Below are 22,961 nucleotides of genomic sequence, written 5' to 3'. Positions count from 1 at the left end.
TCGTCAGGCGCCGGGGAGGGAGAGGTGGCGGGGGTTGGCGACTGTGAGTTTGTCCACTATCGAGTCGCGCACCGCCTGGGTCACCTTGTCCATGCGGGCGTCGAGGGTGCCTTCCCGGATGGCCTTGGCCAGGTCCGCGTCCGATTCGCAGTCGAGGTTGCTGAGGCGCTTCTCATGAGCCTCTTTGTGGGCCTCGCCCAGGAGCAGTTCCCTGCGGGCTATCGTCAGGGCCGCGACGGCTACGCGGGCATGGAAGCGTAGGCGGTCGTCAGGCTGCTCCGCCTGGAGGAGGAACGCGCCCACCGCGTCGATCAGGGCTTGCGCGTCGGGACGGTCGTGCGGGGGCGTACCGGTGCTCTGCGCCGTCTCCAGGGGGTCTTGGACGGTCGTGGGTTCGGTCAGGCCCAAGGCCAGGAACAGGTCGTGTTCCTGCTCACAGACCTTGCGCCCAAGGACGGCGTACTCGATGGACGAGTCGGAGCCCGACAGGTAGCGCTCGGCCTGGTGGCGGCACAGGATCAGCCAGCGGAGCGTGCCGTAGACCTCCCACCAGTGGAGCTCCTCAGGGGTGGGCGGGGTACCGCCTGCCTCGGCGTAGCCGGCGAGGAGGTCCTCGCGGGAGCCGAAGCCGCCCACGGGGTGCGGGGAGGCGAAGCGCCACGCCTTCGTGCAGAGCCAGCCGAGGTCTTCGACCGGGTCGCCGAGGTGGGTCAGCTCCCAGTCCAGGACGCCGCGCACCCCGGTCTCGTCGATCATCAGGTTGCCGTTGCGGAAGTCGCCGTGGACGACCGCGCGGCGGCCCGAGGCGGGCGGGCGGTGGTCGTCCAGCCAGCGCAGCGCCAGCTCGACGGCAGGGCGCGCCTCGAAGTTCGCGTAGTACTCGGTGAGGGCGTCGAGGGGGTCGAGGTCGGGGAGGTCCGGGACCGGGGCCATCGTGTGCAGGCGGGCCAGGATCGCGCCCAGTTCGCGGGCCAGGGCGGGACGGACGGCCGCGAAGCGCTCGTCGCGCAGCAGGCGGCGCGGGATCGTCTCGCCGGGCAGCCGCTCCATGATCAGGAAGGGGGCGCCGGCCAGGTCGTCGCCGTGGTCGGCGAGGGCCGGGACGGGGACGCCCGCCTCGGCGGCGGAGGCCAGCAGGGCCGCCTCTCGGGCCATCGCGGTCGGGTCGGGGGAGCCGGGCGGGTCGCGGCGCAGGATCAGCTCCCTGCCGCCGGCGTCGAACGCCCAGGTCTCGCGGCTCGCGCCGCCGGAGAGCCGGCGCAGGCCGGTGATCTGCGCGCCGAGCCGGGCCGCCAGCGCGGCCTCCACGGCGGTCATGCGCGGGCCGCGCGCTGGGCGGCGGCGAGGTCGCGCAGCGGGTCGCTGCCCCGGGTGTCGGCGTACTCCTCGATGCGGGTGATCCGCCCCTGCGAGACGGTCGCGAACAGGCACGCGGCCATCTCGACGGGCGTCCCGTTCGGGAGGGTCCCGCGCAGGACGTGCCGCTGGACGTAGCCGTCCGGGAGGGGGTCGCGGCGGATCTCCTCGTAGCGGAAGCCGGACAGGTTGCGCGAGAGCCAGCGCAGCGTGCGGAGGTTGTCGTCGACGCTCTGCTCGGAGCCGCCGCCGGGGCCGGGCCCGTTGTGCCAGATCCGCGCGTCCGGCGCGTAGAGGGCGCGGAGCGTGTCGACGTCTCCCGAGGTGATGGCGGTCATGAAGCGGTCGGCGAGTTCCACGGGTCTCCTTCGTCAGGACGGCAGGCCGAGGGCTCGTACGGTGAGCGTGTCCAGGGTGTCCAGGAGCCGCTCGGTGCCCGGGGGGTCGTTGCCCTGGACGAGCGACAGGTACAGCGAGTGGTCCACCATCGCGGCGAGGGCGCGGGCCGCGGTCTCGGGGTCGAGGTCGGACGGGACGAGCCCCTCGCGCTGCCACCGCGCGATCGCCCGCGCCGAGCGCTCGGCGGACGCGGCCCGGTGCTTGCGCCGCAGCTCCTGGAACTCGGCGTTGAACGTCGAGACCTGCTCGATGATCGCCATCATCTTCGCGTTGCGCAGGTACGCCTCGTAGTAGGCGCGGTTGGCGCGGCGGATGCGGGCGGTCGGCGTCGGGCCGCTCAGCGGGACGAGCGCGTGGTCGGTCATGTCGGCGAACAGCCGGTCGGCGACCTCCAGGAACACCGCTTCCTTCGACGGGAAGTAGGTGTAGAAGGACCCGTAGGCGACCCGGGCGTGCCGGGTGATGTGCGCGACGCGGGTCTCCAGGAAGCCGCGCTCCTCGAACACCTCGCGGGCGGCCGCGAGCAGGCGCTCCCTGGTCCGGGCGCCGCGCTCGGTGAGCGGCTGGCCGCCGGGTTCGTCCCCGCTCCGCATGGCCGTCGTTCCTTTCTCCGGGCCTTGACAACCCGATGCTCGCAGGAACAGTATCCGAGCATCGAGCAACTTGATATGACTGTCAAGTCAACTTTCACCGAGTCACTGGGGAGGCGCGATGGCGGGCCGGGCATGCTGATCAACGACATCGTCGAGTACGCGGCGCGCAAGCACCCCGGGCGCGCGGCGGTCCTGTTCGAGGACGAGACGGTCACCTTCGCCGAGCTGCGCGACCGGGTGCGGCGCACCGCCAACGCCCTGCTCGCGGTCGCGGAGCCGGGCGACCGGGTGGCGGTGCTGTCGGGGAACCGGCCGGAGTACTTCGACCTGTACTACGGCGTCCCCGGCGCCGGGATGGCGCTGACCTTCCTCAACCACCGGCTGCACCCGTCCGAGATCGCGGGGCTCGTCGACCACGCGCAGGCGTCCGTGCTCATCGTGAGCGGCGAGTACGCCGAGGCGATGGAGCGGCTCCGCGACGCGATGCCGACCGTGAAGACCGTCCTGAACCTTGACGACGGCTACGGCGACCTGGTCGGGAAGGCGCCCGCGACCGAACCGCCGCGCCCGGACGAGGACTCCGTCGCCTGGCTCGTCTACACCAGCGGCACGACCGGCCGGCCCAAGGGCGTCATGCTCAGCCACCGCAACCTGGTCACCGGGGTGATCAGCTCGGTCGCGCACTGGGACATCCCGGACGCCACGCGCTTCCTGTTCTGCTTCCCGCTCTGCCACGTCGGCGGCTACACGGCCGTCGTCTACCACATGCGCGGCGCGACGGTCGGGCTCGTCCGGTCCTACGACAACGACACGTTCCTGCGGCTGGTCGCCGAATGGCGGATCACGCAGACCGGGCTGGCGCCGACGATGATCGCGTTCCTGCTGGGGCATCCCGGCATCGAGGACCGCGACCTCGGCACGCTGGAGGCCATCGGGTACGGCGCGTCCGCCATCCCCGCCGAGGTGCTGCGCCGCGGGATGGACGTCCTCGGCTGCGACTTCTACCAGGGCATGGGGATGAGCGAACTCGGCGGCAACATCCTGCACTTCGGGATCGCCGAGCACCGCCGCGCCGCCGCCGGGGAGACGCACCTGCTCGCCGCCGCCGGCCGCGTCATGGACCTCGCCGACGTCCGGATCGTGGACGAGGACTTCCGCGACGTCCCCGAGGGCGAGCCCGGCGAGATGGTCGTGCGCGGCGACCAGGTGATGCTCGGCTACTGGCGCGAGCCGGAACTGACCGCCGAGGCGTTCAGGGACGGGTGGTTCCGCACCGGCGACGTCGTCCGGCGGGACGCCGAGGGCATGGTCTACATCGTCGACCGGATCAAGGACATGATCATCACGGGCGGGGAGAACGTGGCGTCCCGCGAGGTCGAGCAGGTCCTCTACCGGCACCCGGCGATCGCGGACGCGGCCGTGTTCGGCGTCCCCGACCCGCGCTGGGGCGAGTCGGTCTGCGCCGCCGTCGTGGCGCGCGAGGAGATCGGCGCGGACGAGGTGATCGCGTTCGCCCGCGAGCACCTCGGCGGCTACAAGGTCCCGCGCCGCGTCGAGTTCGTCGGCGAGCTCCCCCGGAACGTCGCGGGCAAGGTCCTGAAGCGCGAACTGCGCACCCGATTCAAGGAAGTTCAGCGAACCGAGGAGGTCTCGTGAGCCGGAAAGGCCCCGTGAACACCGAGTTCGAGCTCGGCGGCATCAACCACCTGGCGCTGGTGTGCTCCGACATGAAGCGCACCATCGACTTCTACTCCGGCGTCCTCGGGATGCCGCTCATCAAGACGCTCGACCTGCCCGCCGGAATGGGCCAGCACTTCTTCTTCGACTGCGGCGGCGGCGACTGCGTCGCGTTCTTCTGGTTCCCGAACTCGCCGGACGGCGTCCCCGGGATCTCCGCGCCCGCCGGGCGCCCCGAGCAGGGCGAGCTGCTCAGCGCCGTCGGGTCGATGAACCACGTCGCGTTCCACGTCCCGCCGGAGAAGTTCGAGGAGTACCGCAAGCGCCTCAAGGAGAAGGGCGTCACGGTCAGCCCGATCCTCAACCACGACGACAGCCCGATGGGCATCTCCCGCGACGTGAACGAGGGAGTGTTCGTCCGCTCCTTCTACTTCCAGGACCCCGACGGGATCCTGCTCGAATTCGCCTGCTGGACGCGCGAGTTCGACGAGTCCGACGTCTCCCACGAGCCCAAGACCGCCGCCGACCGCACCGTTTCGGCCGACCGCACCGTTTCGAAGGACAAGCATGCCGCGACTGCGTGAAGTCCCCCGCGCCGAAGTCACCGACGAGCGCATCCTCTTCTTCTACGACCACCTGTTCGCGCCCGACCGCGACCCGGCCGTCGACCACGGCACCGCCACCGGCTCCCCCGGCGACTGGTGGACGGTGTTCGCCCAGTCCCCCGACGTGTTCCGGCACGCCGTCCGGGGCTTCGCGCTGTACCGCAACGCCGACCTCGACCCCGTGCTGCGGGAGCTGGGCCAGTGCCGGGCGGGCTGGGCGCGCGGCAGCCAGTTCGTGTTCTCCCAGCACTGCAAGCAGATGCGGGCGCTCGGCATGCCCGAGGAGAAGATCGAGTCCATCCCGCACTGGCAGACGGCCGACTGCTACTCGCCGCTGGAGCGGGCCGTCCTCGCCTACACCGACTGCCTCGTCCTGGACGGCGGCCGGACGCCCGACGCGGTCTTCGACATCCTGAAGGAGCACCTCTCCGACAAGGAGATCCTCCAGCTCACCTACATCACGTGCATGTACGAGATGCACGCGACGATGTCCCGCGCGCTGCGCCTGGAGTTCGACGACCGCCCCGAGCCGATCGTGGAGGTCGCGGCGCCCGAGGGCTACGGCGACCGCGACATCTCCGCCGACCTGACCGGGGCGGGCTGATGCTGTTCCCCGTGCCGGAGCGGGTCCGCGGCGTCCGCGACGCCGTGCACGCCTTCATGACCGAGCGCGTCGAACCGGCCGAGCCCGCCCTCAACGGCGGCGACCGCGACGCGCTCCGCAAGCTGCAGCAGGAGGCCAAGGCCGAGGGCCTGTGGGCGCTCGGCCACCCCGCCGAGCTGGGCGGCGGCGGCCTGCCCTTCCTCGACTACGTCTACGTCAACGAGGTGCAGGGACGCAGCGAGTGGGGGCAACTCGCCCTCGGCACGTTCACCCTCCAGGACTCGCTGATGCTGCACAAGTACGCGAGCCCCCGCTGGCGCGAGCGGTACCTCGCCCCGCTCGTCGCCGGCGAGGTCTCGCCGAGCTTCGCGATGACCGAGCCGGACATCGCCAGCTCCGACCCGACGCAGCTGCGGACGACGGCCGTGCTGGACGGCGACCACTGGGTCATCAGCGGCCGGAAGTGGTTCACGACGGGCGCGGCCCAGGCCGCCTACACGACGGTCATGTGCCGCACCGAGCCCGAGGGGACGGCCCCGCACCGCTCCTTCAGCATGATCGTCGTACCGACGGACACGCCGGGGTACCGGATCGTCCGGGAGACGCCCGTGCTCGGCATCAACGGCGGGCACTACGAGGTCGCCTACGAGGACGTGCGCGTCCCCGCCGACAACCTCCTCGGCCCGCGCGGGCACGGGTTCGTCATCGCCCAGGACCGCCTCGGCCCCGGCCGCATCTTCCACTGCATGCGGTGGCTCGGCCAGGCCCAGCGCGCGTTCGAGCTGATGTGCGCCCGCCTCGGCAGCCGCGTCGCGTTCGGCGAGCCGCTGGCGGCGAAGCAGCTGATGCAGCAGCACGTCTTCGACTCCTACACCGAGATCCAGTCCGCGCGCCTGCTCACCCTCCAGGCGGCCGAGCAGATCGACGCGGGCAGCCAGGCGCGCGTCGAGATCGGCGCGATCAAGGTGGTCGGGGCCCGGATGCTGCACAACGTCATCGACCGCGCCGTCCAGGTGCACGGCGCCGCCGGGCTCACCGACGACACGCCGCTGTCCCGGATGTACCGGCACGCCCGGGAGGCCCGGATCTACGACGGCCCGGACGAGGTCCACGTCCAGAGCACCGCCCGCCGCATCCTGCGGCAGTTCGGATGAGCCTCGGCCGCCGGACGCCGCTCAGCCGCCGGACGCCGCTCAGCCGCCGGACGCCGCTCAGCCGGACGCCGCTCAGCCGCCGGTCGCTGCTCGGCCGGCTCGGCGCGGCGGCGGTGCTCGGCGCGTCCGGCGGCGTCCTCGGCGCGTCCGGCACCGCGGCCGCCGCCGGACGGCCGCGTCCGCGAAAGGGGAGGAAAATGAAGATCACTAAGCTGGCCGAAGGGCTGCTGTTCCCGGAGGGCCCGACCGTCCTGCCGGACGGGGACGTCCTCGTCGTCGAGCTGCACCGGGGCACGCTGACCCGCGTGAAGCCGGACGGCACCACGTCCGTCGCCGCGGAGACCGGCGGCGGCCCGAACGGTTCGGCGCTCGGCCCGGACGGGCGCGTCTACGTCGCCAACTGCGGCGGCCTCAACCGCTTCGAGGTCGGCGGCTACGTGTTCGCGGGCGGCATCCCCGACGACTACGAGAGCGGCAGCATCCAGGCCGTCGACCTGTCCGACGGCTCCGTCGAGACCCTCTACAGCGACGGGCTCCGCGGCCCCAACGACCTCGTGGTGGACGCCCACGGCGGCATCTACTTCACCGACTACGGCAAGAGCGACGGCGTCACCGGCGACAAGGGCCGCCTCTTCTACGCCAAGGCGGACGGCTCGTCCATCGAGATGATCGCCGCCGGGATGGAGGGCCCGAACGGCATCGGCCTCTCCCCGGACGGCACCCGCCTGTACGTCAGCGAGACCTACACGGCGCGCGTCTGGTGGTGGGAGGTCACCGGCCCCGGCGAGATCAAGGGCGGGCGGTCGCTCGGCGGGTCCGGCGGCGGCAACTTCCTCTACACCGCGCCCGACTACACCAACTTCGACTCGCTCGGCGTGGACGGCCACGGCAACGTCTGCGTCGCGTCCATGGTGCACGCGGGCATCTCGATCATCAGCCCGGACGGCGACCTCGTCCGCTTCGTCGACATCGACGTGGACGGCGACCCCGGCATCACCAACATCACCTGGGGCGGCGACGACATGCGCACCGCCTACGTGACCGCCTCCAGCACCGGCCGGCTCCTGAAGATCGAGAACTGGCCGTTCCCCGGCCTGGTGCTCAACCACGCGTGAGGCCCGGCCGCACCGCGGCGCCCCCGCCCGCCGGACGCCCCGCCGGACGCCCCTCCGGACGCTCCTCCGGAGGCCCGTTCGGAGGCCCGTTCGCGGGCCCCTTCACGGGCCCCGGCGGGCGGGGGAATCGGACGCTCATGGCAGTTTCTTGGAATATGCGGGCGCCGCGTTTTTCCGGTGGGCGGAGTTTCCCGGGGTGACTGCTGGGAAATCTGCCTTCTAGAGGGAACGGAGGCGATTGGCATGGAGGTCGTTCTCGAAATGACCCTGCCGAGGAACGCCGAGAGCGCTCCGCTGGTGCGGCACACGCTCGACGCCTCCCTCCGCGGCCTCGGAGTGGCCTCCGAGGTCCGTGCCGACATCGCGCTGGCCCTCGGGGAGGCGTGCGCGAACGTCATACAACACGCCGCGTCCGGAATGGAGTACGAGGTCCGGGCGCGGATGGACGGTTCACGCTGCGTCGTGGAAGTCATCGACGGGGGCACGGGTGCGGGGGAAGGCGACGGGAGCGTCATAGAAACGGAATGGGGGGAGCCCGCCGAGGCGGCGCCGCTGGCCGAGCACGGCCGGGGGCTGCAATTGATCCGGGCGTGCACGGAGGAGTTCCGCATCGCCGGCCGCATGCCGCGCGGCGGCGCGGTCGTGCATTTCGAGAAGTCGCTGGTCATCGGCTGACCGGCCGGTGGGACGGGTGACCGGCCCGGCAGGGCGCCCCGCCGGGCCGGTCACCTCGCGCAGGCGTGCCGCCGTCAGCCGGTGACGGGGATGTCGTGCTCGACGGGCTTCGGCGCGGGCGCCTCGGCCGGGCGCTCCGGAGCGCGGCCGCAGGTGGCGGACGCGACGCGCAGCGTGCCCTTGTCGCCGGGCAGCGCCAGCTCGATCGCGGTGACGGCGAGCCGGCCGTCCGCGGTCCGCTGCTGCTTGTTGAGGATCAGCGCCGTGCGGCCGACGCCGTCCACGTCGACCGGGACGGTGGTGTTCGGCGGCGGCGAGACGTCCAGCCGCTTGCCCGCGAGGACGGCGCGCGCGAGGTGCGCGGAGCCGCGCCCGTCGACGCACTTGGCCGACACGGCCTTCGCGAGCAGGTCCGCGGACGGGACGGCGAGCCGCGCGACGGTCGAGCGGGCGCGCGCGGGCGCCGCGCTGACGTCCAGCGCGGCGGCGTCGGCCAGGTCGGTGTGGTTCTCGTGCAGCAGCCGTTTGCTGACCTCCTCGGTGGTGGACGCGACGGCCGGCACCGGCGGGACCTTGACCGGACCGGTGAGTTCAAGCCCGTACGCGGACCCCTCGCCCGCGGGGGCGGCGGCGGTGGCGGCCTGCGCCGGGACGGCCGCGAGCCCGCCGGCGAGCAGGCCGACGGCGAGGCAGCTGACGACATGGCGGTGACGCATGGGTGTGCTCCGATTCTGGAAGTTCTGGAAGGTTCTGGTTGAGGTTGGTCGGGTGCGGCCCGGTCGGGGCGGCTCCGGTCAGGACGGCCCTGGTCAGGACGGCCCTGGTCAGGGCGGCCTTACGGCTTTGGTCAGGCGGTGATGAGCACCGGCGTGCCGAGCGGCACGCGGGACAGCGCCTTCAGCGCGTCCGCCGGCACCCGGACGCAGCCGTGGGTGACGGCCTTGCCGAACACGGAGGCGTCGGGCCAGCCGTGCAGCGCGACGGTGCCGGGCCCGCCGCCGAAGGTGTCCAGGGTCGCCGAGTGGGTGCCGAGCGGCAGGACGAGCGGGCTCGGCGACTTCTTCGCCGGCAGGACCGAGGCCATGATGAACGTCCGGCCGACCGGCGTCGGCGTCCTCGGGCCGCCGACCGCGACCGACCACCGGCCCGCCCGGCGTCCGGACTTCAGCAGCGTGAGCCGCCGCTCGGCGACCTCGACCCGAACGGTGTAGGGCGTGCGCGCGGTGCGCAGCCCGGTGCCCGCGACCCATCCGGTCGCCCGGTTGGGCCGGCTCGGCAGCAGCACGCGCCGCCAGTCGCCGGAGGTCTCCACCACGGGCACCCAGGTGGGGCCGCCCAGCTCGGTGGCGGGCAGGACGGCGACGCGGCGCCCGCCGGGCCGGTCGAACACCGGGACGGGCCGGGTCGGGTGCGCGACGGTGCCGTCGGTCGCGCCCTGGGGCTCCGCGTCCCGCGGCGCCCCGTGGACGGTGGTGAACGTCGTCGCCTCGGGGACCTCGCCCGCGCCCGTGCCGGCGCTCGGGCCGGAACTCGGGCCGCTCGGCCCGGCGCCCCGCTCGCCGGCGGACGCCGTGCGGTGCTGGGCCGCGCCGCCGCAGCCGCCGAGCACCAGCGCGGCGGCTGCCGCGCAGAGCAGCCCGGCGGCGTGACGGGAGTACCGCGGAGCGTGAGTGGTCGCCATGGGCCGGGATATTAGTGGGGCCGGAGGCGGCCGTAGCGACAATGGCGAAAAAGAACGGCGAGGCGCTATTGCAATTGACAATAAGCGCCGATTTTGTGGGTGTGTTGCGGAGGGTTGCGACGTACTCGAATAAAGCGGACGGGTCAGGCGGGCAGTGCAATCAGGGGAGCAGGCGATCAGGCGAGCATGGAGAGCGAGTCGCCGTCGCCGTCCCGCCGGGCCGCCGCCTCCTGGAATTCCGTGAGCCCCCACAGCAGCGCCGCGCGCGCGGAGGCCGGCATCTGGGACAGCACCCGCTTGAGCTCCGCCAGCCGCCGCTCCCGGAGCCGGCCGACCAGCTCCCTCCCGTCCGCGCTCAGCCGCACGGTGACCTCGCGGCGGTCGCGGCCGGAGTCGCGGGCCAGCAGGCCGGACGCCTCCAGCCGGTCGCACAGCCGGCTCGCCGAGGACACGAGCGCGCCCAGTTCGCCGGCCAGGCGGCTGACGTTGACCGGGCCGCGCTCCAGCACGAGCAGCGCGCGCAACTGCATGGACGGGACGGGCAGCTCCGGGTCATTGTGGGGGCGGGACCAGACGGTCATCAGGGTGGCGGCCACGTCGTCGAGGGCCGCCGCGGCGGCGGTATCCGCGGCTTCCTCACCCGGCGTTCCGACCATGCCTCCCACTGTTACATAACGGCGCCCGGGACCGCACCCGGGGCCGGGGGGCGAGGGGGCGCGGGCGGGGGGACGGGGCCCGCCGGGGGTCAGCGCGGCAGCTTCACCACCGTGACGAAGAAGTCGTCGATCCGGCGGACGACGGAGATGAACTGGTCGAAGTCGACCGGCTTGGTGACGTAGGCGTTGGCGTGCAGGCGGTAGCTGCGCAGTATGTCCTCGTCGGCCTCGGACGTGGTGAGCACGACGACGGGGATGCTCCGCAGGTTCTCGTCGGCCTTGATCTCGCTGAGCACCTCGCGGCCGTCCTTGCGCGGCAGGTTCAGGTCCAGCAGGACGAGGTCGGGGCGGGGCGCGTCCGCGTACTCGCCCTCCCGGCGCAGGAACGCCATCGCCTGCTCGCCGTCGTTGACGACGCTGAGGGCGTTGTTCACCTTGTTGTGCTCGAACGCCTCGACGGTCAGCAGGACGTCGCCCGGGTCGTCCTCCACGAGCAGGACCTCGATCGGACGGGGGCCTTCGTTCATGCGTCGTCTCCGTTGCTGATGTGCGCGTGGACCGGCAGGGTCCAGCGGAAGGTGGTGCCGGGCTCGTCGCCGCGGTCCTCGCCGTCGAGCCAGATGCGGCCGCCGTGGTACTCGACGATCTTCTTGCACAGCGCCAGGCCGATGCCGGTGCCGGTGTACTCGTCCCGCGGATGCAGTCGCTGGAAGATCAGGAAGATCCGGTCGGCGTACTTGGGCTCCACGCCGATGCCGTTGTCGGCGCAGCGGAACTCCCACTCGTCGCCGGTGCGGCGGGCGTCGATGACCACCCGGGGCGGCACGCCCTCGCGCCGGAACTTGATGGCGTTGCCGATGAGGTTCTGGAAGAGCTGGGTGAGCTGCGTGCGGTCGCCGGGCACCTGCGGCAGCTCCGCGATCTCCACCTCGGCGCCGGCCTCCTCGCGCAGCGCCGCGAGGTTGTCCAGGGCCTGCCGGGCGACCGCGCCGAGGTCGACCGACTCCTCCGGCCGCGCCATCCGCCCGACCCGGGAGAAGCTGAGCAGGTCGTTGATGAGCGCCTGCATGCGCTTGGCGCCGTCCACCGCGAACTCGATGTACTGCCGGCCGCGGTCGTCGAGCTGGTCCCCGTACCGGCGCTCCAGCATCTGGCAGAAGCTCGCGACCTTGCGCAGCGGCTCCTGGAGGTCGTGGCTCGCGACGTAGGCGAACTGCTCCAGCTCGGAGTTGGACCGGCGCAGCTCCGCGGTCTGCTCGTCGAGCTGCCGGGTCTTGTCCTCGCTGATCCGCCACTGCCGGATGATCCGGTCGCGCATCGCGTCGATGATCGCCGCCAGCTCGTTGATCTCGGCGGGCCCCGGCACGTCCAGGGGGTGCTCCAGGTCGCCCTGGGCCACGGCGCGGACGCGTCCGGTCAGGGTCGACACCGGGAGCAGCACGGTGCGGCGCAGCAGCAGGGCGAGCGCCAGCGCGGCGACGACGACCACGACGAGCGCGGCGAGCGTCGAATACTGGGCCGTGCTCGCCCGGGACCGCAGCCGCTCGGCGGCGCGGTCGTGCAGCTCGGTGAGGCCGACCTGCAGCGGGGTCATGTCGCCGCGCGCCTGGTTGAGCAGCCGGCGCGCCTCGCGGCTCGCGTCGGGGTCGATGCCCTGCCCGCCGGGCCCGGCCGCGATCCCGTCGGCGAAGGCGGCGCGCCACGCCGAGGAATCGGCGAGGGCCCGGTCCAGGAGGCGTTCGACGTCCCGGCTGTCCGGCACCCCGTTCAGCAGCCGGCGCATGCGGGCCGCGGCCTGCGCCTCCAGCCGCACGGCGTCGCGGTACCGGGCGACCTCCTCGGCGCCGCCGTCCTGCGCGTAGTCGCGGATGGCCATGTCCTGGGCGGTCACGGCGGTGCTGAGCCGGAACTGCTCCAGCGTGGCCGGGTCGACCTGGTTGATGAGGACGTCCCGCGCCTGGCGGCTCCCGTACACCGCGAGCCCGGCCTGGGTGAACGCGGCCAGCAGGAGCAACGCGAGGACGAACGCGCCGATCTGGTAGATGCGGACGAGCCGCAGCCGGCCCATGCCCTGGCCTTCGGGCAGGGCTCCCGCGGGCATGACGATGGCCGGCCCGCTCACCTCCAGCTCCTTGGGGAAGCCGGCGGGCTGCTCCGCCGCGGGCTCCCCTGGAGGCCGCCCGTCCGCCGGCTCTCCGGCAGGAGGCTGCTCGTCGGCCATCACACGTCTCCTCGGCTCAGCAGCAGCACGGCCAGGTCATCGGACAGGACGCCGCCGTTCAGCCGCTCCGCCTCCGCGATGAGGTCGTCGAGGAGCGGCTCGCCGCGCCGGCCCGCGGCGTGCGCGGCCTTCGCCAGCTCCATCAGCCCGGAGAGGTCGAGGTACTCGCCGTCGCCGATGCGCCCCTCGATCAGGCCGTCGGTGTAGAGGAGCATCCCCCAGGACTCTCCCAGTTCCAGGTCGAGGGCGGGCCACTCGACGCCGGGGATCAGCCCGAGGGCGGGGCCGCGGGGCTCGTCCGGGACGACGTCGACGCCGCCCGGCCCGAGCAGCAGCGGCGGCGGGTGGCCCGCCCGGTGCACCCGGGCGCTGCGCCGGTCCGGCGCCACCGTCAGCATGCAGACCGTGGTGAAGATCTCATCGCCCCACCGCTCGTGCTGGAGGACGGCGTCGAGCGTGTCGAGCAGCCGCTCGCCGGTGTGCCCGGCCAGGACGAGCGTCCGCCACGCCATGCGGAGCCGCACCCCGAGGGACGCCTCGTCCGCGCCGTGCCCGCTGACGTCGCCGATCACCACGTGAACGGCGCCGTCGTCGGTCTGCACGGTGTCGTAGAAGTCGCCGCCGAGCAGCGCGCGGTCGCGTCCCGGCCGGTAGCGGGTGTGATGGCTCAGCGACTCGTCGGTCAGGATCGGGACGGGCAGCAGGCCGCGCTCCAGCCGCGCGTTCTCCCGGCTCAGCGCGCGCGCCTCGACGAGCTGCCGCTCGGATTCGTCGGCGCGCTTGCGCTCGATCGCGTAGCTGATGGCGCGGGTGAGCAGCGCGCCGTCCACGTCCTGCTTGACGAGGTAGTCCTGGGCGCCGGCGGCGACGGCCTCGACGCCGACGTGGACGTCGGCGAGGCCGGTCAGCACGAGCACGGCGGTGGTGGGGGCGTGGCTGCGCACCTGGCGGAGGGCGTCGAGCCCGCGCGCGTCCGGCAGCGACAGGTCGACGATGACGCACTGGATCTCGGGCCGGAGCGCGTCGAGCGCCTCCCGCAGCGTGGTCGCGACGGTGATCCGGACACCGGGCTGCGCCTCGGTGAGCAGCTCCTCGAAAAGGAAGGCGTCACCGGGGTCGTCCTCCACCAGGAGCAGGTGGGGGGAGCCCGCCACGCCCAGGAGGCGTTCCGCACCGCGACTGTGCATCGCGGCCATGTCTCAGCTCCTTCGGGGGCGCGGCCGGGTGGGTCGGGCCGGTTTGGTTGTCGTCCAGCAAATATTAGAGGCACCCGGCTGACCGGTATGCACCAGCCACAACCTACTTGTGTCACGTGAGGCGGCGGGCGCCGTGCGCACGATTTCCACCCCCGCCGCTTCCCGGAGTCGCTGCAACACTTCCCGGGACTCGCTGTAACAAGGTGGTCCGTCCGGCCACTACCTCGTGACATGAACACCTGGACGGACGGAGCAGCGGTGCCAGAGGACAGCGGCGGAGGGACGGGCGGTGACCGGCATGACCCCAGATGAGCGGCGCTTCACCGCCATCTACGACGCGTGCCGGCAGAACGTGTGGGCGTACGCCGCCGCGCGCGACGGGCGCGAGGCCGCGGACGAGGTGGTGAGCGAGACGTTCGCGGTCGCGTGGCGGCGGCTCGCCGACGTCCCCGACCCGGCCCTGCCGTGGCTGCTCGGCGTCGCGCGGAACGTGCTCCGCGACGGCCACCGGGCGCGGGTGCGGCGGGAGTCGTTCACCGCGGAGCTCGGCCGGTCGGTGGCCCGCGCGGAGGGCGACATCGCCGAGGACGTCGCGGAGCGGCTCGCCGTGCTGCGCGCGATGGCGGCGCTGCCGGAGGCGGACCGGGAGGTCCTGATCCTCATCGCGTGGCAGGGGCTGACGCCGCGCGAGGCGGCCAAGGTCATGCGCTGCTCGCCCGCCGCGCTGCGGGTCCGGCTGCACCGGGCGCGGCGGCGGCTGCTGCGCGCGGCCGGGCAGGACGCCGCGGGGCGGGGTACGGCCGGGGACGGCACGGCCCTGGACGGCAGAGCACTGGACGGCAGGGCGCTCGACGGCACGGCGCTCGACGGCACGGCGCTGGGCGGCGCACGGCCGCAGGTGGGGATCATCAGCGAGGAGATGACATGAGGGACGTACTTCACACCCTGCGGCAGGCCAGGCCCGCCGAGCTGGACCCGGACCTGCCGGTCGGCGACGACGTCCGGCGGGCGGAACTGGCCCGCGCGATGGCGGCGGACGCGGGCGCGGGCGCGGCCGACGCGCGGCTCGCGGCGCAGCGGCGGCGGGTCCGCCCGATGTGGGGGCTGAGCCTGGCCGGGGCGGTCGCCGCGGGGGCGATCGTCGCGGCCACCGTCCTCACGGGCGGCGGCGACCCGGCCGGGGGGACCTCCCCGGGCGCCGGCGGGAACGGGACCGCGGCGGGCCCGGCGCTCGACGCGAAGACCGTGCTGCTCGCGGCCGCGGAGAAGGCGGACGGGCAGAGCGAGACGATGCGCGCGTACTGGCACCAGGTGACGGTCTCGTCGCACCTCTACCTGGTCGGTACCGGCGCGGACCGCTACGGCGTCGTCGTCCGGGACAAGGCGGAGACGTGGACGCCGAGCAAGCCGGGCGTCCGGTCGTGGACGCTCCAGCAGAACCTCGGCGCAAAGCCCGCGACTCCGGCGGACGTGGCGGTGTGGCAGCGGATCGGCTCGCCTTCGGCGTTCCGGATCGAACTGCCGCACGCCCCGAACGCCAAGCCGGGGCAGGGCCGCCTGAAGGCGTTCACGGTGAAGAGCGCCCCCGGCCGCGCCGAAGTGCAGAGCGCGCCGCTCGTCGACGGCGACAAGGTGTTCTGGCTCGGGCGGAACGTGACGATGAAGGACCTGCGGTCACTGCCGTCCGACCCGGCGCGGCTCAAGGCCGAGCTGATGCGCTGGTACAAGGGCCACGGCACCGAGTCGAACGAGCGGATGCCGGCGGACGAATGGCTCTACGAGGTCGCGCGCGGCCTCGTGATGGACATGCCGGTGAAGCCGGAGGTGCGGGCGGCCGGATTCCGGATGCTGGCCGCGCTCCCGGCGGTGAAGTCGGTCGGGAAGGTCACCGATCCGGAGGGACGGACGGGAAACGCGATCGCGGTGGACGAGCGGACCGGCCGCGGCGTGATCCGCCGGCAAATGATCATTGATCTGGCGACCGGGACCGCACTGGCCACCCAGAACATCATGCTGAAGCCCGCGGCGGGAACGCAGATCCCCGCGGGGCGGACGGTGGACTCCACCGTCGCGGTCACCACGGAATGGACCGACGCCCACCCGCGCTGACCCGTTCCCGGAAGGGGCGGTGCCGATCTCGGTGCCGTCCCTTCCCGGCGTTTGCGGCCGGGTTGTGATCAGGCGCTTTTGGGGGTGTGCCGGGCCGTTCTCTGCGCGGTCCGGCGCTGCGCGGCGGCGGCCTTCGCGCGGTTCAGGCTTTCCCTGACCTTGGCGGCGCCGCGCACCGCGGTTTTGGTGTCCTTGGCGCGTCCGGCGTAAACGGCGAGCACCTCGGCGACGGGCGGCGGCTGCCATTCCTCCTTCGCGGCGACCGGCAGCACGGGGATGGTGGCGGGCAAGGCGGTGGGCATGGTGGCGGAGATGGTGGCGGGGACGGTGGCGGAGTTTCCGGGCACGGGGTTTCCAGGCACGGGGACGAGCGCGAGATGCGATTGGCAGTGCGGGCACTGCACCCCCGGATGGGTGTCTCTGCTCATAACAGAAATCATTACGCGTGGGTCTGACAAAACAACCCCCTTTTAATCCCGGACGCGTCGGGGGGTTACGGTGAGTGGCGGCGGGGTTGCACCTACCTGGCCATCGGGAGACCTTCACTCCGCGGGGTGCCATGGGTACAACGAGACCGTGACCCCACACGAGCCTTCCCCGACGACGGTGTTCTGGCCTCGCTGCTCGGCCGTCCACGGGTGCAGCGGACGCGCCGCCGGTGCGCGCGGCGGGTGCGCCGCCCACCTGCGTCCGCGCGAGTTCGAGGCGTTCATGGGCGCGCTGCGGCCCGGCGCCGACCTGGACCTGCGCGGCGTGACGGTCCCCGCGTGGCTGCTGGAGGCCGTGCTCGACGCGGTCACCGGCCCGGACGGCCGCCCCCACCTCGGCCGGACGCGCTTCGACGGCGCCGTGCTCCCGTCCGACGCGGTGCTGCGCGGCGCCTGCGTGGAGGGCGACAGCTCGTTCGACGGCGCCTGCTTCCTCGGCGGCGTCTCGTTCTTCGACGCGCGGTTCCTCGGCAACGTCTCGTTCCGGGGTGCGCGGTTCGGGCGCAACGCGTCCTTCCACGCGGTGCGCTTCGCCCGGTTCGCCTCGTTCGAGGAGGCCGTGTTCACCTGCGACGCGGTGTTCGGGGAGGCGCGCTGGCACGCCGACGCCTCGTTCCGGCGGGCGGTGTTCATGGGGGCCGTCTGCTTCGACCGGGCCCGGTTCGGGCGGGACGCGGCGATGCAGGGAGCGTGCTTCGGCGGCCCCGTCTCGTTCAAGCGCGTGCAGGTGTCGCGGCACGCCCGGTTCGAGCGGACCCGGTTCCGGCAGGGCGTCTGGCTCGGCCCGCTCACCGCCGGCCGGATCGGGCTGTCGGACGCGGCCGTCCGCGGCCGGCTGCGGGTCGACGCGGCGGCCCGGCAGGTCACGGCGCGCGGCCTCACCGTCCACGGGGAGGCGGGGTTCCGGCTGCGGCACGCCGAACTGGACCTGGAGGACGCGGTGTTCGAGGGCCCGGTCGGCGTCGAGGCGCTGGCCCACCCGATCCAGGGGCTCGCGGAGCCGCCGGCGGCGGGCCCCGCGGCGGTCCGGGTCGTCTCGCTGCGCGGGGTGGACGCCGCCCGGCTGCACCTCTCCGGCGTCGACCTGAGCGGGTGCGGGTTCCTCGGGCTGCGGCACCCGGACACGCTCCAGCTCACCGGCGACTGCGCGTTCGCGACCGTCCCGCATCACCGCGCGCACCTTCCCTGGCACCCGCACCTCCCCTGGCACCCGCACCTGCCCTGGCACCCGCACAGGCACGGCGCGCACGCCGGTCGGGCGGTGCTCGCCGACGACCCCGCGCTCGCCTCCGCCGGCACGGCCGCCGACGGCGACCGGCTGCGGACGCTCTACCTGGAGCTGGCCCGCGCCAGCGCCGACGCCGACCGGGGCCGGCTGGCCCGCGACTTCCGGTACGGGGCGCAGGAGGTGCGGCGGCGCGGCGAACGCGACCGGCTGCGCCGCTGGGGGCTGCACCTGCTCTGGATCACGTGCGGCTACGGGCTGCGCGCGGGCCGCGTCGTCGCCTGGATCGCCGTGATCGCGGCGCTGGTGGCGGGCGGGGCGTCCGTCCTGCACCACGGCGGCGGCGCGGGCACGGCCCACAGCGCGCACCTGACCGGCCGCTGACCGGCCGCTGACCAGGGGCGGCACCCGTCCGGCGGTGCCGAAAGCCTGGGAAGACATGCGGAAATACCGTGTGATCAGCGGGAACCGCGGGCATGATCGGAGTGTCTGATACTTCGGTGACATCCCCGAGTTCGGCTGTCGTTCATCTTGGTCAAGAAAGATCACGGTATGACCGTCAATCCAGGACAGTTCCCCCCGCTGGATGAAGCGCTGCCCGAGGACCGCTTCCTCGACCGGGAGGAGAGCTGGCTGAGATTCAACCAGCGCGTCCTGGAGCTCGCCGAGGATCCCGGCCTGCCGCTGCTGGAGCGGGTCCGGTTCCTGTCGATCTTCGCCAGCAACCTGGACGAGTTCTTCATGGTGCGGGTCGCCGGCCTCGCCCGCCGGATGGCGACCGGGCTCGCCGTCCAGTCCGCGAGCGGCCGGCAGCCCCGCGAGGTGCTGGAGCGGACCGGCGAGGTCGCGCACGAGCTGATGCGGCGGCACGCGTCCTGCTTCCGGGACGCGATCCGCCCCGCGCTCGGCGACGAGGGCATCGACATCCTGCGCTGGGACGAGCTGGCCGAGACCGAGCAGGAGCGGCTGCGCCGGCTGTTCCGCGACCGGATCTACCCGGTGCTCACGCCGCTGGTGGTCGACTCCGCGCACCCCTTCCCCTACATCTCGGGCCTGTCGCTGAACCTCGCGGTGATCGTCCGGGATCCGGAGACCGACGCGACGATGTTCGCCCGGGTCAAGGTGCCGCCGCTGCTGCCGCGCTTCATCGAGGCGTCCCCGGACCGGTTCACGCCGCTGGAGGACGTGATCGCCGCGCACCTCGGGCAGCTGTTCGTCGGGATGGAGGTCGTCGAGCACCACGCGTTCCGCGTCACCCGCAACCAGGACCTGGAGATCGACGACGACATCAGCGAGGGCCTGCTCCAGGCGCTGGAGCGCGAGCTGCTGCGCCGCCGGTTCGGCCCGGTCGTGCGACTGGAGGTGGAGGAGTCGATCTCCGCGGGCGTGCTGGAGCTGCTCACCTCCGAGCTGGGCGTGCACGACGGCCAGATCTACCGCGTCGTCGGACCGCTGGACCTCGGCGGCCTCGCCGCGATCGCCGACCTCGACCGCCCGGAGCTGAAGTACCCCCCTTTCGTGCCGTCGAAGGAGGCGCTGCCGGAGGACGCGAGCATCTTCGCCGCCATCCGTGAGCGGGACGTGCTCGTCCACCACCCCTACGACTCGTTCACCACGACCGTCCAGCGGCTGATCGAGGACGCGGCGGCCGACCCGCGCGTCCTCGCGATCAAGCAGACCCTGTACCGGACGAGCGGCGACTCCCCCATCGTGGACGCGCTGATGAGCGCCGCGGAGGCGGGCAAGCAGGTCGTGGTCGTGGTCGAGCTGAAGGCCCGGTTCGACGAGCGCGCGAACATCGCGTGGGCGCGCAAGCTGGAGACCGCGGGCTGCCACGTCGTGTACGGGTTCGTCGGGCTGAAGACGCACTGCAAGCTCGCCCTGATCGTCCGGCAGGACGACGAGGGCCAGCTCCGCCGCTACTGCCACATCGGCACCGGCAACTACCACCCGAAGACCGCCCGCCTCTACGAGGACTTCGGGCTGCTCACCGCCGACCCGGAGGTCGGCGAGGACGTCAGCGCCCTGTTCAACCACCTGACCGGCTACTCGCGGCAGAGCTCCTACCACCGGCTGCTCGTCGCGCCGAACAGCCTGCGGTCCGGGCTGGTGCAGCGGATCGAGCACGAGATCGACAACCGCCGGGCCGGGCATCCCGCCCGGGTCCGGATCAAGTGCAACTCGCTGGTGGACGAGGTGATCATCGACGCGCTGTACCGGGCGTCGCGGGCCGGGGTGCCGGTGGACGTCTGGGTGCGCGGCATCTGCGCGCTGCGTCCCGGCGTGCCCGGCCTGTCGGACATGATCCGGGTGCGCAGCGTCCTCGGCCGGTTCCTGGAGCACTCCCGCGTGTTCGCGTTCGAGAACGGCGGCGAGCCGGAGGTGTGGATCGGCAGCGCCGACCTCATGCACCGCAACCTGGACCGCCGCGTCGAGGCGCTCGTCACCGTCACCGACCGGGCCCAGCGCGACGACCTGCTCGCCCTGCTCGACCGGGCCATGGAGCCCGGCACCCACGCCTGGGCGCTGGACGGCGACGGCACCTGGACGCGCGGCCGGGCCCGTCCCGGCGAGACGCTCCTGGACATCCAGACGCACCTGGTCAAGAGCCGCCGGTGGAGGACGGTCGATGGCTGAGGTCATCCACGCCGCCGGGGCGGTGCTGTGGCGGGACGGGCCGGGCGGCGAGCCGGAGTTCGCGCTGATCCACCGGCCCCGCTACGACGACTGGTCGTTCCCGAAGGGCAAGGTCGACCGGGGCGAGCACGTGCTGCGCGCCGCCGTCCGCGAGATCGAGGAGGAGACCGGTATCACCGCCCGCCTCGGCCGCCGGCTCCCGACCATCGCCTATCCGGTCGGGGACCGGACGAAGCAGGTCGACTACTGGGCCGCGCGGCCCGTCGCCGAGTGCGCGTTCACGCCCAACCACGAGGTGGACGAGCTGGTCTGGCTGCCCGCCGCCGAGGCGGAGGGCAGGCTCAGCTACCAGCACGACATCGGCCTGCTGCACGAGTTCCTGGGCGGCCCCGCGCGGACGGCGCCGCTGGTGATCCTGCGCCACGCGTCCGCCGGGGACAAGCGGGAGTGGCGGGAGGCCGACGAACTGCGCCCGCTGGACGCCGCCGGGCGCCGCGAGGCCACCGCCCTTGCCGGGCTGCTGCACGCCTACGGGCCCATGCGAGTGGTCGGCTCGGCGACGGCGCGCTGCCTGGAGACCGTCCTGCCCTATGCGCGGGCCACGCGGGCCTCCATCACCACGGACGCGGCGTTCACCATCGGCGACACCGGCCCGGAGCAGGCCGTGCGGCGGCTGCTCTCCCTGGCCGGCGCCGCCACGGTCGTCTGCACGCACGGCGAGATCGTCTCCGACCTCGTCACCGGCCTGTGCAAGGAGATGGGCGCGAAGGTCCCGGACGACACGAGCCTCCGCAAGGGCGAGTTCTGGGCGGCTCACGTGGCGGACGGTTCGCTGGCGGCCCTGGAGCGCCACATCCCTTAGAAGGACGGGCCCAGCGTCTGCGACCAGGTCGTGGCCAGGCGGTCGCGGGCGGCCTCCGCCTCGACCTGCTCCTTGCCGTACAGGACGCCGAGCGTGAACGCCTCCGCCGGGTCCTTCGTGCGCTTCGCGGCGGCGGCGAGGTGCTCCATGGCGATGACGCCGTCCTGGTAGCCGCCGAGGACCTCCTGCAGCCGCTTGGCGTCCTTGACCACCCGCTTCGCCGCGATCCCGAGCACTGGGACGGCCAGCTCCGCCGCGTACCGGACCCGCTTGGCCTCCTTCCGGGTCTCGTGGCGCGCGGTGTCGGGGTCGTCGGCCGTCCGGATCGACGCGTAGTCCCCGGCCATCCGGTCCCAGGCCCGCGTCACGAGGCCGGGCAGGTCCTTGCGGGCCTTGCGGCCCGCCGCCGCGCCGAGCGGCGGGTCGGTGACCAGGCGGTCCAGCTCGTCGAGCAGCGCGAAGTACCTCGGCTCCCGCAGGACCGCGTTCATCCGCCGGTACGCGGACCGCTCCCGCCGCTCCAGGTCGTCCAGCAGGAAGGCGGGCGCGCCCTGGAAGCGCATCCGCAGCACCTCCAGGTCGCGGACCTCGCCGAGGACCTGGGCGAGCCAGCGAAGCTCCGGGCCGAGCGGGACCGTCCGCTCCGGGTCCAGGACGGACCGGTAGCTGCGCAGCGCGCTGCGCGTCCGGCGGACGGCGACCCGCATCCGGTGGACGGCGTCGTCCTCGCCGAGCCGCGCCTTCGGGTCGGTGGCCACGATCGTGTCGACCTGCTCGGCGAGGTAGGCCAGCACGACCTCGCCCGTCGTGATCGCGGGCGCCTTGCCGTTGCAGGTGGCCGCCGCGAGCGCCGACCGGGCCGCGGACCGGGCCGCCGCGGGCGCGGACGGGACGACGGCGGAGCCGAGCAGCCGGCCGAGCTTGGAGGACGACTTGGCCCGCTTCGCGCCGGCCTTGCGGAGCCGCTTCCCGGCGGCCTTCAGCAGGTCGGGTCCGCCGGCGCCGAGCTCGACCTCGATCTCCCGCCACCGCTCCGGCTCGGCGTCGGCGCCGCCCCGGCCGGTCACCAGGTCGTCGGCGACCTCCGCCAGCTCGGTCCCGTCCGCGCCGAACAGCCGGACGACCGTCCGCCGCGTCTCCAGCGTCGCGACCGGGCGCAGCTCCGCGCCGCGCGTGTGCGCCGCGACCAGCCCGGCGAGCCGCGCCGGGACGACCAGCGGGCGGCCGAGCGGCACGCGCAGCTCCTGCTTGCTGTCGGGCCCGGCGGGCATCTTCAGGTGCCAGCCCGCGTCCGGGCCGCCGCGCCGCCGGCGCAGCGTGATCTTGTTGGCGGCGAGCCGCAGGTCGGCGGTGTCGAAGTAGGTGGCGTGCAGCTCCCGGACCTCCGGCTCCCCGAGCGCCGCCACGCCCGGCAGCCCGGCCAGGTCCGGCAGGACGAAGTCCGCGGCGGCGTCGTACTTCTGCTCGATCTCGAGATGCCTGTCGGCCACGGGCTGCTCCTCAACGACGCTCGACAAACGGCACGCACACCCAGATAACAAGCATTCCACGCCTGCGTGAACGGCAGGGGAAAGCTTTACCCGGCCCCGGTGTCCGGTGCGGCGTCCTGCCGCGGGCGCGCCCCTTCCGTGGTGGATTCCGTGCTCGGCACGGATGCCGCCCGTACCGCCGCCCGGCGATGCTCGTACCACGGCGACCGGCCGGGAAG

At 73.3% G+C, this 22,961-nt stretch carries 22 protein-coding genes; 11 read left to right on the top strand and 11 right to left on the bottom strand.

Translation table 11 applies throughout. From position 1 onward, the window contains the following. Window positions 1-3 precede the first annotated feature (3 nt). The 3 genes from CHF16_RS26805 to CHF16_RS26795 are packed head-to-tail and all read right to left on the bottom strand — an operon-like array spanning window position 4 to window position 2,348. Entirely contained in the window at window positions 4-1,317 is a 1,314-nt protein-coding gene (locus tag CHF16_RS26805) for a phosphotransferase family protein (RefSeq protein ID WP_089328908.1), read from the bottom strand. Further along, on the bottom strand, window positions 1,314-1,715 hold the full coding sequence (locus CHF16_RS26800) for a nuclear transport factor 2 family protein (protein WP_218826848.1): 402 nt from the start codon (window positions 1,713-1,715) through the stop codon (window positions 1,314-1,316). The genes CHF16_RS26805 and CHF16_RS26800 overlap by 4 nt, the downstream gene beginning before the upstream one ends. Window positions 1,716-1,727: 12 nt before the next feature. Further along, the gene (locus CHF16_RS26795) at window positions 1,728-2,348 is read right to left on the bottom strand and encodes a TetR/AcrR family transcriptional regulator (protein ID WP_089328907.1); all 621 of its coding nucleotides are present in this window, start codon (window positions 2,346-2,348) and stop codon (window positions 1,728-1,730) included. Window positions 2,349-2,480: 132 nt separating this feature from the next. Here CHF16_RS26795 and CHF16_RS26790 point away from each other — a divergent pair, with 132 nt between their 5' ends. From CHF16_RS26790 to CHF16_RS26765, 6 genes are all read left to right on the top strand, one after another. Then, window positions 2,481-4,004 (top strand): class I adenylate-forming enzyme family protein, encoded by a 1,524-nt coding sequence (locus CHF16_RS26790; RefSeq protein ID WP_089328906.1) that lies wholly within the window; start codon window positions 2,481-2,483, stop codon window positions 4,002-4,004. Continuing rightward, window positions 4,001-4,609: a VOC family protein gene (locus CHF16_RS26785; RefSeq protein ID WP_245869265.1), complete on the top strand. Its 609-nt coding sequence runs from the start codon at window positions 4,001-4,003 to the stop codon at window positions 4,607-4,609. The genes CHF16_RS26790 and CHF16_RS26785 overlap by 4 nt, the downstream gene beginning before the upstream one ends. After that, window positions 4,593-5,234, top strand: a complete 642-nt coding sequence (locus CHF16_RS26780; RefSeq protein ID WP_089328904.1) for a carboxymuconolactone decarboxylase family protein — start codon at window positions 4,593-4,595, stop codon at window positions 5,232-5,234. Before CHF16_RS26785 ends, CHF16_RS26780 begins: the two co-directional genes overlap by 17 nt. Beyond that, window positions 5,234-6,388: an acyl-CoA dehydrogenase family protein gene (locus tag CHF16_RS26775; protein WP_089328903.1), complete on the top strand. Its 1,155-nt coding sequence runs from the start codon at window positions 5,234-5,236 to the stop codon at window positions 6,386-6,388. Before CHF16_RS26780 ends, CHF16_RS26775 begins: the two co-directional genes overlap by 1 nt. Beyond that, window positions 6,385-7,503 carry an SMP-30/gluconolactonase/LRE family protein gene (locus CHF16_RS26770; protein ID WP_218826847.1) on the top strand — a complete coding sequence of 373 codons (1,119 nt, stop codon included), beginning with the start codon at window positions 6,385-6,387 and terminating at the stop codon, window positions 7,501-7,503. Before CHF16_RS26775 ends, CHF16_RS26770 begins: the two co-directional genes overlap by 4 nt. 261 nt (window positions 7,504-7,764) lie before the next feature. Beyond that, a complete protein-coding gene (locus CHF16_RS26765) occupies window positions 7,765-8,178 on the top strand; it encodes an ATP-binding protein (RefSeq protein WP_245869262.1) in 414 nt (137 codons plus the stop codon). 74 nt (window positions 8,179-8,252) lie between these two features. Here CHF16_RS26765 and CHF16_RS26760 read toward each other — a convergent pair whose 3' ends face one another. From CHF16_RS26760 to CHF16_RS26735, 6 genes are all read right to left on the bottom strand, one after another. Next, a complete protein-coding gene (locus CHF16_RS26760; protein WP_089328901.1) occupies window positions 8,253-8,894 on the bottom strand; it encodes a choice-of-anchor P family protein in 642 nt (213 codons plus the stop codon). A gap of 131 nt (window positions 8,895-9,025) precedes the next feature. Continuing rightward, window positions 9,026-9,859 (bottom strand): L,D-transpeptidase, encoded by an 834-nt coding sequence (locus CHF16_RS26755; protein ID WP_089328900.1) that lies wholly within the window; start codon window positions 9,857-9,859, stop codon window positions 9,026-9,028. A 176-nt stretch (window positions 9,860-10,035) separates the two neighbouring features. Beyond that, on the bottom strand, window positions 10,036-10,515 hold the full coding sequence (locus CHF16_RS26750) for a MarR family winged helix-turn-helix transcriptional regulator (RefSeq protein WP_089328899.1): 480 nt from the start codon (window positions 10,513-10,515) through the stop codon (window positions 10,036-10,038). 89 nt (window positions 10,516-10,604) lie between these two features. Beyond that, window positions 10,605-11,042: a response regulator gene (locus CHF16_RS26745; RefSeq protein ID WP_089328898.1), complete on the bottom strand. Its 438-nt coding sequence runs from the start codon at window positions 11,040-11,042 to the stop codon at window positions 10,605-10,607. Continuing rightward, the gene (locus tag CHF16_RS26740; protein WP_089328897.1) at window positions 11,039-12,736 is read right to left on the bottom strand and encodes a sensor histidine kinase; all 1,698 of its coding nucleotides are present in this window, start codon (window positions 12,734-12,736) and stop codon (window positions 11,039-11,041) included. Before CHF16_RS26740 ends, CHF16_RS26745 begins: the two co-directional genes overlap by 4 nt. Beyond that, complete coding sequence (locus CHF16_RS26735) at window positions 12,736-13,932, bottom strand: PP2C family protein-serine/threonine phosphatase (protein ID WP_245869259.1); 1,197 nt, start codon at window positions 13,930-13,932, stop codon at window positions 12,736-12,738. Before CHF16_RS26735 ends, CHF16_RS26740 begins: the two co-directional genes overlap by 1 nt. A 298-nt stretch (window positions 13,933-14,230) precedes the next feature. Here CHF16_RS26735 and CHF16_RS26730 point away from each other — a divergent pair, with 298 nt between their 5' ends. Next, window positions 14,231-14,860, top strand: a complete 630-nt coding sequence (locus CHF16_RS26730) for an RNA polymerase sigma factor (RefSeq protein WP_089328948.1) — start codon at window positions 14,231-14,233, stop codon at window positions 14,858-14,860. Then, on the top strand, window positions 14,857-16,041 hold the full coding sequence (locus tag CHF16_RS26725) for a CU044_5270 family protein (RefSeq protein WP_089328896.1): 1,185 nt from the start codon (window positions 14,857-14,859) through the stop codon (window positions 16,039-16,041). Before CHF16_RS26730 ends, CHF16_RS26725 begins: the two co-directional genes overlap by 4 nt. Before the next feature lie 68 nt (window positions 16,042-16,109). On the opposite strand, the gene CHF16_RS26720 is transcribed toward CHF16_RS26725, so the two are convergent. Continuing rightward, entirely contained in the window at window positions 16,110-16,469 is a 360-nt protein-coding gene (locus CHF16_RS26720; protein ID WP_245869255.1) for a hypothetical protein, read from the bottom strand. A gap of 148 nt (window positions 16,470-16,617) precedes the next feature. Between CHF16_RS26720 and CHF16_RS26715 the strand changes: the two genes are divergently transcribed. The 3 genes from CHF16_RS26715 (at window position 16,618) to CHF16_RS26705 (ending at window position 21,253) form a co-directional block, all read left to right on the top strand. Then, complete coding sequence (locus CHF16_RS26715; protein WP_143228136.1) at window positions 16,618-18,138, top strand: pentapeptide repeat-containing protein; 1,521 nt, start codon at window positions 16,618-16,620, stop codon at window positions 18,136-18,138. A 168-nt stretch (window positions 18,139-18,306) separates the two neighbouring features. Then, entirely contained in the window at window positions 18,307-20,391 is a 2,085-nt protein-coding gene (locus tag CHF16_RS26710) for an RNA degradosome polyphosphate kinase (RefSeq protein WP_089328894.1), read from the top strand. After that, window positions 20,384-21,253, top strand: a complete 870-nt coding sequence (locus CHF16_RS26705) for an NUDIX hydrolase (RefSeq protein WP_089328893.1) — start codon at window positions 20,384-20,386, stop codon at window positions 21,251-21,253. Before CHF16_RS26710 ends, CHF16_RS26705 begins: the two co-directional genes overlap by 8 nt. Here CHF16_RS26705 and CHF16_RS26700 read toward each other — a convergent pair. Beyond that, window positions 21,250-22,743 (bottom strand): CYTH and CHAD domain-containing protein, encoded by a 1,494-nt coding sequence (locus CHF16_RS26700; protein WP_179271716.1) that lies wholly within the window; start codon window positions 22,741-22,743, stop codon window positions 21,250-21,252. The two genes, CHF16_RS26705 and CHF16_RS26700, sit on opposite strands and share 4 nt — an antisense overlap. Between the last annotated feature and the right edge of the window lie 218 nt (window positions 22,744-22,961).

This window comes from Actinomadura meyerae (genome assembly GCF_900188445.1).
In the GTDB taxonomy this organism is placed as follows: domain Bacteria; phylum Actinomycetota; class Actinomycetes; order Streptosporangiales; family Streptosporangiaceae; genus Spirillospora; species Spirillospora meyerae.
Note: the sequence above shows the minus strand (reverse complement) of the source record. Positions and strands in the feature narration are given on the sequence as shown.

Bases quoted from the DNA above. Each gene is read 5' to 3' on its own strand.
- CHF16_RS26805 (WP_089328908.1), bottom strand. From the start codon at position 1,317: ATGACCGCCGTGGAGGCCGCGCTGGCGGCCCGGCTCGGCGCGCAGATC.
- CHF16_RS26795 (WP_089328907.1), bottom strand. From the start codon at position 2,348: ATGCGGAGCGGGGACGAACCCGGCGGCCAGCCGCTCACCGAGCGCGGC.
- CHF16_RS26790 (WP_089328906.1), top strand. From the start codon at position 2,481: ATGCTGATCAACGACATCGTCGAGTACGCGGCGCGCAAGCACCCCGGG.
- CHF16_RS26780 (WP_089328904.1), top strand. From the start codon at position 4,593: ATGCCGCGACTGCGTGAAGTCCCCCGCGCCGAAGTCACCGACGAGCGC.
- CHF16_RS26775 (WP_089328903.1), top strand. From the start codon at position 5,234: ATGCTGTTCCCCGTGCCGGAGCGGGTCCGCGGCGTCCGCGACGCCGTG.
- CHF16_RS26770 (WP_218826847.1), top strand. From the start codon at position 6,385: ATGAGCCTCGGCCGCCGGACGCCGCTCAGCCGCCGGACGCCGCTCAGC.
- CHF16_RS26765 (WP_245869262.1), top strand. From the start codon at position 7,765: ATGACCCTGCCGAGGAACGCCGAGAGCGCTCCGCTGGTGCGGCACACG.
- CHF16_RS26760 (WP_089328901.1), bottom strand. From the start codon at position 8,894: ATGCGTCACCGCCATGTCGTCAGCTGCCTCGCCGTCGGCCTGCTCGCC.
- CHF16_RS26755 (WP_089328900.1), bottom strand. From the start codon at position 9,859: ATGGCGACCACTCACGCTCCGCGGTACTCCCGTCACGCCGCCGGGCTG.
- CHF16_RS26750 (WP_089328899.1), bottom strand. From the start codon at position 10,515: ATGGTCGGAACGCCGGGTGAGGAAGCCGCGGATACCGCCGCCGCGGCG.
- CHF16_RS26745 (WP_089328898.1), bottom strand. From the start codon at position 11,042: ATGAACGAAGGCCCCCGTCCGATCGAGGTCCTGCTCGTGGAGGACGAC.
- CHF16_RS26740 (WP_089328897.1), bottom strand. From the start codon at position 12,736: ATGGCCGACGAGCAGCCTCCTGCCGGAGAGCCGGCGGACGGGCGGCCT.
- CHF16_RS26735 (WP_245869259.1), bottom strand. From the start codon at position 13,932: ATGGCCGCGATGCACAGTCGCGGTGCGGAACGCCTCCTGGGCGTGGCG.
- CHF16_RS26730 (WP_089328948.1), top strand. From the start codon at position 14,231: ATGACCCCAGATGAGCGGCGCTTCACCGCCATCTACGACGCGTGCCGG.
- CHF16_RS26725 (WP_089328896.1), top strand. From the start codon at position 14,857: ATGAGGGACGTACTTCACACCCTGCGGCAGGCCAGGCCCGCCGAGCTG.
- CHF16_RS26720 (WP_245869255.1), bottom strand. From the start codon at position 16,469: ATGAGCAGAGACACCCATCCGGGGGTGCAGTGCCCGCACTGCCAATCG.
- CHF16_RS26710 (WP_089328894.1), top strand. From the start codon at position 18,307: ATGACCGTCAATCCAGGACAGTTCCCCCCGCTGGATGAAGCGCTGCCC.
- CHF16_RS26705 (WP_089328893.1), top strand. From the start codon at position 20,384: ATGGCTGAGGTCATCCACGCCGCCGGGGCGGTGCTGTGGCGGGACGGG.